The organism is Bradyrhizobium diazoefficiens (assembly GCF_016616885.1).
GTDB classification, from domain to species: Bacteria; Pseudomonadota; Alphaproteobacteria; order Rhizobiales; family Xanthobacteraceae; genus Bradyrhizobium; species Bradyrhizobium diazoefficiens_F.
On the sequence record NZ_CP067102.1, the window covers coordinates 5,766,124 to 5,776,870 of the forward strand.

Annotated in this window: 11 protein-coding genes; 1 reads left to right on the top strand and 10 read right to left on the bottom strand. The window is 60.5% G+C overall.

Translation table 11 applies throughout. The features are described 5' to 3' along the window. Positions 1-46: 46 nt before the first annotated feature. The 4 genes from JJC00_RS26880 to JJC00_RS26895 all read right to left on the bottom strand — a co-directional run bounded on the left by JJC00_RS26880 (position 47) and on the right by JJC00_RS26895 (position 3,386). On the bottom strand, positions 47-835 hold the full coding sequence (locus tag JJC00_RS26880) for an ABC transporter ATP-binding protein (RefSeq protein WP_200468873.1): 789 nt from the start codon (positions 833-835) through the stop codon (positions 47-49). Further along, positions 829-1,845 (bottom strand): ABC transporter permease, encoded by a 1,017-nt coding sequence (locus JJC00_RS26885; RefSeq protein WP_246773937.1) that lies wholly within the window; start codon positions 1,843-1,845, stop codon positions 829-831. The genes JJC00_RS26880 and JJC00_RS26885 overlap by 7 nt, the downstream gene beginning before the upstream one ends. 25 nt (positions 1,846-1,870) lie before the next feature. Beyond that, complete coding sequence (locus tag JJC00_RS26890; RefSeq protein ID WP_246773938.1) at positions 1,871-3,001, bottom strand: ABC transporter substrate-binding protein; 1,131 nt, start codon at positions 2,999-3,001, stop codon at positions 1,871-1,873. A gap of 121 nt (positions 3,002-3,122) precedes the next feature. Next, positions 3,123-3,386, bottom strand: a complete 264-nt coding sequence (locus tag JJC00_RS26895) for a hypothetical protein (protein ID WP_200468874.1) — start codon at positions 3,384-3,386, stop codon at positions 3,123-3,125. A gap of 141 nt (positions 3,387-3,527) precedes the next feature. Here JJC00_RS26895 and JJC00_RS26900 point away from each other — a divergent pair, with 141 nt between their 5' ends. Then, on the top strand, positions 3,528-3,857 hold the full coding sequence (locus tag JJC00_RS26900; protein WP_200468875.1) for a hypothetical protein: 330 nt from the start codon (positions 3,528-3,530) through the stop codon (positions 3,855-3,857). Between the two features lie 700 nt (positions 3,858-4,557). Here the strand turns inward: JJC00_RS26900 and JJC00_RS26905 are convergent. The 6 genes from JJC00_RS26905 to JJC00_RS26930 all read right to left on the bottom strand — a co-directional run bounded on the left by JJC00_RS26905 (position 4,558) and on the right by JJC00_RS26930 (position 10,697). After that, a complete protein-coding gene (locus tag JJC00_RS26905; protein WP_200468876.1) occupies positions 4,558-5,325 on the bottom strand; it encodes a substrate-binding periplasmic protein in 768 nt (255 codons plus the stop codon). 34 nt (positions 5,326-5,359) lie between these two features. Next, positions 5,360-5,707: a c-type cytochrome gene (locus JJC00_RS26910; RefSeq protein WP_246773939.1), complete on the bottom strand. Its 348-nt coding sequence runs from the start codon at positions 5,705-5,707 to the stop codon at positions 5,360-5,362. Positions 5,708-5,799: 92 nt separating this feature from the next. Continuing rightward, positions 5,800-7,518, bottom strand: coding sequence for a pyrroloquinoline quinone-dependent dehydrogenase (locus JJC00_RS26915; protein ID WP_200468878.1), 1,719 nt, complete (start codon positions 7,516-7,518; stop codon positions 5,800-5,802). A gap of 954 nt (positions 7,519-8,472) precedes the next feature. Next, positions 8,473-9,564: a bifunctional DNA-binding transcriptional regulator/O6-methylguanine-DNA methyltransferase Ada gene (gene ada / locus JJC00_RS26920; RefSeq protein ID WP_200468879.1), complete on the bottom strand. Its 1,092-nt coding sequence runs from the start codon at positions 9,562-9,564 to the stop codon at positions 8,473-8,475. Between the two features lie 138 nt (positions 9,565-9,702). Further along, entirely contained in the window at positions 9,703-10,155 is a 453-nt protein-coding gene (locus JJC00_RS26925; protein ID WP_200468880.1) for an ester cyclase, read from the bottom strand. Positions 10,156-10,361: 206 nt separating this feature from the next. Then, a complete protein-coding gene (locus tag JJC00_RS26930) occupies positions 10,362-10,697 on the bottom strand; it encodes a nuclear transport factor 2 family protein (protein ID WP_200468881.1) in 336 nt (111 codons plus the stop codon). Positions 10,698-10,747: the final 50 nt, after the last annotated feature.

The window sequence follows — 10,747 nt, forward strand, 5'->3', positions numbered from 1 at the left end:
GTGCAGAACGAATGAAATGCCGTCAATGGCCCAACCTTCCCGATCCTTACCAGGTGGCGTCGAGACCGAGATGCGCGAGCACTTGACGGCGAAGGTCGGCCAGATGCGGGTCTCCCCGGTGGCGTGGATACGGCCTGGCGTTCACGATTTCCGCCTTGATGTGTGCTGGGCGCTGGCTGAACACAATAACCCGGCCGGCAAGGAACAACGCCTCTTCCACATCGTGGGTCACGAGCAGCGCGGTGAAGCCAGCGCGCTGCCACAGTGACACGAGTTCGCCCTGCATCGTGATCCGCGTCAGCGAGTCGAGCTGGCCCAAAGGCTCGTCGAGAATGAGCAGCTTTGGGTCGTTGACCAGCGCGCGCGCCAGAGCCGCGCGTTGCGCCATGCCGCCGGAGAGCTGGTGCGGGTAGGCATTGGCGAAGCCTGTGAGCCCGACCAGCGTCAACGCGTCTTCGATACGTCCGCGATGCGCGCGCAGCAACCCGCGTGCTTCCAGACCGAGCGCAACGTTGCTCCACACCGTCCGCCATGGATAAAGGGTGGGGTCTTGAAAAACGACGACGCGCGACGGATCGGGTGATTCGATCTCCGTTCCCTCCGTTTGCAGGGAGCCGGCGGTCGGACTGTCGAGCCCCGCCACCAGCCGCAGCAAGGTCGATTTTCCGCACCCACTCGGCCCCAGGAGAGCGACGAACTCGCCGCGGCCGACCTGCAGGCTGATGCGGTCCAATACCGGCAGCGGCTGCCCTTCCAGGTCGAAGCGATGGCTCACTTCCCGCAGCGTCAGCGTCGATCCGCGAACCGGGTCGTCGCTTGCGGTCGCCGCTACCACCGCACCAGACCCTTCTGCCAGGATAGCAGGCGGTCGCGCAAGCGGAACAGCAGCGTGATCAGTCCGGAGCACAAGAACGCCATGAGCAGCAGCGCGGCGTACATATTGGCGTAGGCCGCCCAACCCTGCGCCCATTGCAGATACCAGCCGAGCCCCGCCTTCACGCCTAGCATTTCGGCTACGACGAGAACCGCAAACGAGTTGCCAAGACCCATGAACAGGCCAACAAAGACATGCGGCATTGCCGCCGGAATGGCGACCTTGAGCACGAGGAAGCGCTGTGTTGCCCCTAAGGTCCGCGCAATATCGTAATAGGCGCTGTTCACGCCGGCGACACCCGACCAGGTAAGCACCGTGACCGGAAACCCGGTGGCGAGCGCAATCAGGAAAATGCTGGCGCTGAAGCTCGACGGGAATACGAAAAATGCGAGCGGTAGCCAGGCCGTCGCCGGCAGTGGCCCGATGAAACGCAAAACCGGGTGGATCCAATAGCCGGCGAGCCGCGACCAGCCGATCGCCACGCCAGCCACGAACCCGACCGCCGCACCGAGAAAATAACCGGTCGCGAGTAGGCGAGCAGAGGCGAAGATGCCCGCAGCCAGCCGCCCCCAATCGTCGATTACGACCTCGACAATGGCCTGCGGCGGCGGAAAAAACGGCAACGGCAGCAATCCGAGCTTTGCGGTGACGACCTCCCAAGTAGCCAAAAACAGCGCGAGCACGAACAGCCACGGAGAAAGCCGCTGGAGACGCTGGAAAACAGTAAAACGAACGCTGGCAAAGGCCGCCAAGGCAAGAGCAACGGCCAATGCTCCGCAGGCACCCGCGAGGCTGCCGGTGTAGGCCCAATCGCCTTCGATCTTATCCGGCCAGAACGCGGTGAGCGCTGCCGCCACAAACCACGCGGTGGCCGCAGCCAGCCCGCCGACTAACGATCGAGTAGCTGGCCTTGAAAAAAAACCGAAACCCGGTTTCTGTGGTCTCGATACTTCATCGACGACCGCGCTCACTGCAGATCTCTCCGATCAACTCAGCTTAGCTTAGAACGTCAAGATAAATGCGCTCGGCGAACTTGGCCGGGTCGGTGCTTCGCTTGATGACGTTTACCGCCTTAAGTTCCTCGGTATAGAGTAAAAGTTGCTTTTTGAGCGACGCTCCAACGGGATGATTGTGGTGAGTATGGCTGCGATACATGGTGGCGAGGTCGTCTACGGATCCTCTCCCGCCGTAGCCCGAATAGATCGCTGCGGCGTCGGCGGGATCGCTGGCAGCTCGGTCTGCCGCCTCCAATATCGATTGTGTCAGAGCGGCCGCCACCGGTAATTCATTTCGGGTGAGACTGCCACGTATCGCGAGAACGCAGCAGGTGCGGTCGGCGAAATCATCAGTTAAGTTCGTCGCGATCTCGTTGAGCTTGCCTTCCTTGAGCCAGAGATAGGGCAGTGGATCGATCTCGGCTAGAGCCTGCACTTCGCCCTTATCGACGGCAAGCGCGAGCAGATTGGCTGGGTATTGGCGCCACTCTATCTCTTGGGTCGGATCGATGCCCTTTTTGGCGAGGAAGATCAAAAAGAAGTTCTTCGCTGGGCTCGCCTGATCGCTGATCCCGATAGCCTTGCCGCGCAGGGACTCCAGGCTGTCAATATTCGCAGCCTTGGAGCCGAGGAGCCGGATGCAGCCGCCGTGCACACCCGCGGTGATCCGAACGTCGAAACCTTGCTCCAGCGGTTTGAGCCAGCGCAGGGCCAACCCCAAACCGGCATCCGCCTTGCCAGTCGCGATCGCCTCTAACAACTGGTCGGTCGAACCGCCGAAATTGACGAAATCGACATCGAGGTTGTGCTTGGCGAAGATACCCCGTTCCTTCGCGACCGGCGCAGCAACCGTGCAGGCCGCGTTCGCGTTCCAGGCGAGTTTAAGCTGCCGGGGTGGGCCCAGCAGCTCTTCGGTGTTCGCCGCGGTGCGGCAAATAGGCAGCTCGGCAGAAATATAAGACAGCGATCCAGGCCCGGATGTCGTCAATGCACGAGCCGCTCCGAACATCCCAAACGGCGCCGCGGCGCCGAGGGTGCCCACTAAGGTGAGCACCGAGCGGCGGGAGAAGGCGCCCCGCTTCGCTTCGGGTAGACCTTTCGTTAAGTTGTTGCCAATTTTGTGCTTTTCCATGATGTCGCTCCCTCGCGTGGGTGGAACAAATCCATTGGAACCGGGTGCACTTTCGCGGAGGCTTGGCTCGCCCCTCTTTCGGCATCATCCGAGCCGATCTGCCTCACAAGTGTGAAATAGTTCACATTGGCGAAAAAAACTGGAAGGGTGTAGGTACGCGCCGATTAAAGGCACTTGTCAATCGCGTTGCCGACCTAATCGCGGCCGCATCTGTCGCATTGGTCGCGATCGGCGCGGGTAGATGATCGATATCTCCGTCGTGCGCGTGCACCAGCATGGAGCCTGCGTTGCCCAAAATGAGCGACGTGCCGCGAACCGCACGAAAACCACAGATCAGCAGGACAAGGCTGAACTTCAGCAGTGGCCCTAACGCTAAGTCCAGCATGGCTCCAGGATAATCGGCTTATCGCAGTAGAACGGAAGCTACTGGCTTTGCGCTTTTGCCCATATCGGCTTCCCGCTTCGCTTGCTTGATCACGGGAATGCCCTCAATGTTGCGCCGGGGCCATCCTTACAAGGAGGTCGCATGATCACCGCCGTTGTACGATACAAACTGCCGCCGCAGATCGACTATGCCGCGTGCCGCGAGCACTTTCACAAGATCGCACCCGACTTTCGCAAGGTGACGGGGCTGATCAGCAAACACTTCATCTGGACCGAAAGCGGCTGGGCGGGCGGCGTGTACCAGTGGAATCGCATCGAGGACGCCAAGGCGTTCTACACCGGGCCGTGGCTCGAGGGCATCATCCAGCGCTACGGCATGAAGCCACAGATCGATTTCTATGAGGTCTTTGCGGTGACCGACAACACGTGCGGAAGGGTTGAGCTGTTCAAGGAGACCGCTGCCTCCAAATGACTCTGAGAAGATCTCGCTCATCTGCCGCGCTTGGGGCGTAGAGGTGGCGGTTGCACTAGAGGATCGCACGCGGTGTTCCTCGCGCCGTCGTAGGCAGCGACTCTACGCCGTGACCGAATGCGCCGATCACTTCCTTTGGCCCCGAGCCGTCCCACGTCTTGATGCTTCAGGCGTCGGCTGTCAGACGGACACCGGAAGTGGCAATGCGAGGACTAGTTTGACCCATTGCAGAGCTCGTCACTCCATCCAATGCAGATCTCGTCATTCCATCCAATTTCAGCATTTCGTGGGGTCCACAGTTGACGCCTTTGGAGTATTTGCTCGCCCGCTAGCTTGAGAAGATAGACCGGTGTTGTGGGAGACTTGGTTGTCTGTATCAACGAGATCGCGATTGTCCGCCCTGGTCTGCGGCCAATTCGCCGGTTCTGACGGTTGGGTCAGGCATCTTGTTGTGTCTACCGCCTCGCGTTCGATTGCGCATGGAACAGCTTGATCAACCCGATTTGGAAAAGCCCCAGTTCCGGACCGCGGAAACTGGGGCCTAGTCTCTCGATAGACCGGCAAGGGGATCGCCGGCGAAACTAATTGTAATCTCCCCGTCGAGGCCACACATTCACGATCGGGTGTGGTAGATCACGAATGATCGCGGTGTTCGGGGCCGAATAGGGAGGCAGCACTCGGTTGCTCGCCGAGCGAGGGACTACTTCGGTGTTTGCAGCACAACACCATAGCGCTTGTATGTCCGATCTATCGTGCCGTCGGCTCGCAACCGCTCCAGAGCTGCATCGATGGCTTCGCGCAGATTGTCATCGGGGCGCACCATGCCGACGGCAACATTCCAGTTGAGGTCCGCCTCGCTCTCGTCGCGATCCAGGATGCGGACTGCCCTGCTCGGATTGGTTAGGTTGAAATAGCTCGCTGCGGTTGGCGTGACGGCAGCAGCATCAATCTCATGGTTGGACAGGGCGTCGAGGCTGTCGCTCTCGAAGCCAAAAGTCGAAGTGGGGACGTTCCGTTGACTGATGATCATGGCCGCGACGGATCCGACCTGGACTCCCACCTTGGTGTGGTCGTTGAGACTTTTGAAGGACGTGAGCGTGCTCGAGGACGGCACGGCCAGAGCGACTCCCGTCCGATAGTAAGGTTTTGAAATTCTCAACCTGGTTTCGCCTTGCGCCTCGCGATCGGCAATGACGTCCAAAACGATGTCACAGTCGGCACTACGCATCTGATACTGCGTGATGATCCAGTCGAGTCTCAGGGAGACGCCAAGCTGACCTGCCAGCGCCTGACCCAATTCGACCTGAAAGCCGGGGGGATCACCGGCTTTGCTCGCGAAAGGAAGCGAGTTGGGATGGGCACATAGCCCGAGCACGCCGGCGGAGCGGATGGCGTCCAGGGATCGCGCCTGCGCAGGGCCCGACAATCCAATGACGGCACCGACCATGAGCGGGAGAATTGTCTTCATTCCGTCCTCGTGTGGATGGATCGGGTCTGGCGGATCAGCCCTCGCGCGGCTTCAGGGCCCTGATGTATTTGATAATCTGGTCGATCTGCGCATCACTGAAGGCTGCGCCGAATGCAGGCATTGCGCCAGACTTGCCATTCTTGATGCGGTCGCGAATAAAATCGTCGTCGCGCGGCGAATTCATCAGCTGCGGCCCCCTACCGGCTGCGCGACCGCCATCGGAGTGACAAAAACCGCAGGTCCCTGCGAACAACTGCTCGACATCGAATCCGTTGTCCGGCGCAGGGGTGGCCGGCTGCGCCTGAACCAGCGCGGTACCGACAAACGAAGCGGCCAGCACCGCCGAAAGCAGTGCGGCGATTTTCCTCGCGTGCAATTTCAATTGCCCAGCTCCATTGCTGAAATCCGGTCGGCCACTGCAATGCACGGGGAGCAAGCTTGCGCGTGCTCCCCGACAGATCATTTGCGACGGCCCTATTTCAGGCTGTAGACAATGAGCGCGCCATCATCACGCGGCATGCTCTTGTAAACGCCACCGAAGGTCGGCGCATAATCATCCGACGCCATGCCGCCAAAGCCCGCGGTCACCGCGATATACTGCTTGCCGCCGGCGGAGTAGCTGATGATTCCGCCCTGATGGCCGGTTCCGTCAGAGTGATTCCACAGCTCGGTTCCGGTTTCGGCATCGTAGGCATGAATGGTGCCACGGGAGTCAGGCACAAACACCAGATTGCCAGCGGTCGACAGGACGCTCGCGAGCGGCGGCTCGGGGAAGCGGACCTCCCACTTCTTTGCCCCGGTCACCGGGTCGCGCGCGTCGAGATGACCATAAATCTCCCCGCCCGGCGGAGGCGCAATCTTGAAGTCGGCTCCAATATTGAGCTGTACTTGCGGGGCGGTCACCGGTGTGGTCTTCATGACGTCGAGGGTCATGCACCATTCCTGGCCGAGCTTGTAGTAGAGGCCGGTCCTCGGATTGTAGGAGCCGGAATTGAAGCTGACGCCGCCCGAGATGTGCGGGCAGAGCGCCTCGTCTACCTTTCCGGCCTTGAAGTCACGCCGTCCGATCAGTTCGCCGGTTTTGGGATCGATGTTCTTGACGAAATTGCTGTTCTCGGTAATTCGCCAGACATTCTTCAAACCGAGGCTGCGATCATAGACGAAGATGTAGCCGCTCTTGTTCGGATGCACCACGAATTTCTGACCGTCGCGATCGAGCATGACGAATTCCCCGACCGCACTGTCGAAGTCCCAGGCGTCGTGGGGCAACTCCTGATGAAAGAATTTCAGCTTGCCCGTGTCGATATCGAGACCGAGGACGGAACTCGTGTAGAGGTTGTCGCCCGGACGAGCGCCTTGAGTTTTGTAATCGCTACCCGACCAATCGTAGAGCGGCGCCGGGTTCGCCGTCCCCCAAAGAACCGTGTTGGTCTCAGGGTCGTAAGTGCCGGGCATCCAGCCGCCGCCTCCGCCCGTGCGCCAGGAATCACTTCCCCAGGTCTTCATGGCTTCGTCAGTGCCGGCAACCGTCAAAAATTCCCATTTCTTTTGGCCCGTGGCGGCATCGACAGCAAATATGGGACCGCGACCCGGCCACTCGCCACCCTGAGCGCCGATGATCACCGTGCCCTTCGCATACAGCGGAGCTCCGGTGAAGCCGACCGTGAGTTTCTGCGAGTCGATCAGCTTGGTGTCCCAAGCGACTTTTCCGGTCTTCATATCGAGCCCGATGAGCCGGCCGTCCATCGTGCCGACAAAGACCTTGCCCTCACCAATCGCTGCGCCGCGATTGTAGGGGGAGTGAGTCTGGCGGGCGATCAGCGCCTCATCGAGTTCTGGAAAATAGGACCAGATCACCTCGCCTGTTGCGCCGTTGAGCGCAAAAACCCGACTGTAAGAACCGGTGTAGTAGAGCACACCGTCTGCCACGAGAGGCATTGATTGCAGGCCACGGGTCGACCGTCCTGGAATGTGGATCCAGGCAATGCTCAGATTGGCAACGTTGTTCGCGTTGATCTGCGCGAGCGGGCTGTAGTGATAGGATTTGTACGAGCCGTGATAGGTCAGCCAGTCGTTCTGACCAGCGGCTTCGATCCGCGCCGTGTCCACGGCTTGCGCAAACGCCGGCGACGCTGCGAGCGCCGCAGCCATAACAGCAACAGGTAAACAAGAATAGCGCCACTGCGTCTTCATGGAGTTCCTCCCGATTTGCATTGGCCTCAGTCGGATGGCGGAGGCCGCCGCACGTTATTTTCGTTGAATACAGACGAACGCTGTCGGCCAGGACTTTGGTAGAGTTCAGCACGCGGCGGTTCTTCGCCATCGCATGACCTGTCAAAATTTCCTCGCTGCACGGATCGCCCAGGAGCTACGTTCACCGGATTAGCTGCTGCTGCACTCCGGCCGTCCTCGTAGAGTACGCGGGATCGCATGTAGTGCAATGATGGAATGCGCGCGCAATATGACTTCGGAACGTCAATCCTGCTTACCAAGATCGACGATTTGCCTGCAACTGAACTGTCGCCGTCAAGAAAACCCCCGTGAAGCGGGGGAGTATCACTGTCGCGACCTTCTCACTGGCGCGGCCGCATATGCATTAGCAGTCCGGCATGCCTGGTGGACGGGAGGAGGCATTGGCGTTGGCACTGGTACCCGAAGAGGGAGCGGGAGAAGTGCCAGAGCTTGGCCCGGGCGATGTTGTTGACCCGACAGTCGTATTTCCAGATGGTCCAGTTGCGGTGGCGCCACTGACGTCCCGAACCACCTTGTTGCTCACGTCCCAACATTGCTTCATGTCATGACCACTCGCTCCACCCGTCGAAGTTCCTTGTGCGTTTGCGAATGCACCGACGCCCAGCAATGCGCCGCTGATTGCCATTGTGAGATAAATCTTTCTCATGAATGGATCTCCTTCTTGAGAGCCGGCTGAATGCCGACGTCTGTCAATGCTGACGCGCTAGTCAACGTTCCTCCATGTGCAAACCAGGAAGGTCTCGCGCCTTCGGGGTTGAATATGCGATGGGTCGTTCGGTCCGTCGGTGAAGCCGGTGTCAATGACATACAGTTTCTTCTCGTCGGGCGAGACGGTGATGCCGTTCGGCTCCACGAACTCATCGATGACAACTATGGCGCCGCCCCGCACCCGGTTCAGGTCGCTCGCGAGGCTTCCCGATCCAACAGGACGCGCTTGCGGTCCACGCCCCAGGCATATCCGGAGGTCGATCCGTCGTTGCGGATCACGCGGTGGCACGGAATGGCGACCGCGATCTTGTTCGCCGCACAAGCGCCGGCGACGGCGCGCACCGCATTCGGAGCCCCGATCCGCTGCGCGAGTTCGGCATAGCCGACGGTCGTGCCGAGAGGGATGTCCTGAAGCGCCTGCCAGACCCGCTGCTGAAACGCAGTGCCGCGAATGTCGAGCGGCAGGTCGAGACCGATCTCCGGCGCTTCCACGCAGCCGACCACGCGCGCGACCATCGCCTCGTAGTCCCGGTCGGCGCCGATCAGACGCGCCTTGGGGAAACGATCCTGAAGATCGTGGACGAGCTCCTCCGCATCATCCCCGAGAAGAATTGCGACAACGCCCTTCCTGCTCGATGCGACCAGGATCGGGCCGAGATAGCTTTGACCGACCGCGAATCTGATCTCCTCGTTCGCCCCGCCGGCGCGATATTGCGATGGCGTCATGCCGAGCATCCCGGTCGACTTTTCGTAGAAGCGCCCGCTCGAATTGAAGCCGGCGTCGTACATCGCCTCGGTGACGGAATGGCAGGACGCCAGACCTTCGCGAACTTTTCTGGCACGGAATTCGGCGGCATAGTTCTTCGGCGTCAGCCCGGTGGCGGCCTTGAAGATTCGATGGAAATAGCCGGGGCTCAAGCCGGCGGCCCCGGCCAGCTCCTCCAGCGACGGCTCCTCCTCGCTCGTCTCGATGATGCGGCAAGCCTTGGCGACCAGCGTGTTATTCCCGGCCTCGACCGAGGGCCCATCCGGATTGCAACGCCTGCAGGGTCGAAATCCGGTCGCCCTCGCACTCGCCAGGCTGTCGTGAAGCTGGACGTTCTTCGGGTTCGCCGCGCGCGAGGGACAGGACGGCCGGCAATAGACGCCCGTGGTCGATACCGAATACCAGAACAGGCCATCGGCAGCCTTGTCGCGCACGAGGACGCGGGCCCATCGCGGATCATCCGCGACTGGCAGGGGCATTTGCTTGGGGAATTGAAGGGTCGCTGTGGTCATAGGCGCAAGTCTCCACGAACCCGCAGACGCCGCCACCCGATTTCCGACCGCACAGTCTGGTCCTCAAAAGCAGACGAGGCCCGCACAAAGTGCGAGCCTCGTTCAACGGCATCGGATGTGCCGATGGCACGAATGCGATCAGGCCGCCGCCTTGAGCAACCCGAGCTGGGTCAGCGCGGTGACGCCGTCATCGAGACCGATCTCCTCGACAATCTTGCCGTCGATGACCTTGAGCACCGTGGTGCCCGTGAAGCGCATCTTGCGGCCGGTCGCCGCCGGCAAGCCGCCGATCAGAAAATCGCTGAACGCCGGGCCGGTGTGAGTGCCGCCGCCTTCCCATTGACCGACCACATAGTCGCCCTCGGCGATCAGGTCCGCGGTGCCCCAGAAGTTGAGATCGGGAAACGCGGCGCGGAAGTCGGTCATGAATGCCTTGATATCTTCGCGGCCGCGACGCGGTTCATGCAGCGAATATTTGAGCAGCATGTCGGGAGCGGCGATCTCGTCGATGACGCCAAGATTGAAGGTCTTGCCCCAGAATTCGGTGAACCAACGACCAACGACGGCCTTGTTCTCATCTTGCTTGCTCATCGAAAAACACCTTTCATTTGCAGGAATCGTGGATCGACTGGCGATCGCTGCAATGTCTAGGCGTCGTCCCCGCGCATCGAACTCCGGTTCTTGCCCTGAAACTGGAAAATGCCCGAAAGCCCGTCGCAGGACCTCCGCGCATGTTGGCACCGTTGCGCCGCGAGTCCAGCACGTCGCCTACTGTGGGCTTGGATCACGCCGCGGATCTAGTGTGAGGGATTGCAGTTTAGCTCTTTGATCCTCCCGGCGGCGTCAAACGCAAAACGCGCGCTCATGACACCAGTCGTGGTGATGTACGAGATAATGGTTCCGTCGTTGTGCGAGGGATTGAGATCGTCCAACTTGCTTGCCGGATGCTCTCGGAGGCGATCGATCCAATAGGCGCGAAGCGCCTCGCGGCTGGTAATCGTTTTGATGCCGCCGCAGCCGCAGCCACAGTGGACCACGGCATCTTCGGCATACATCTCCAAGATCGCCTCGATATCGCCCGCGCGGTAGGCGTCGAGCCAGTCAATCGCGACCGCCATCGGGTCAAATGACATATTTTCTCACCTAAATGCCCTCAAAGCTCGCGGTTCCAGATCGGGGAACT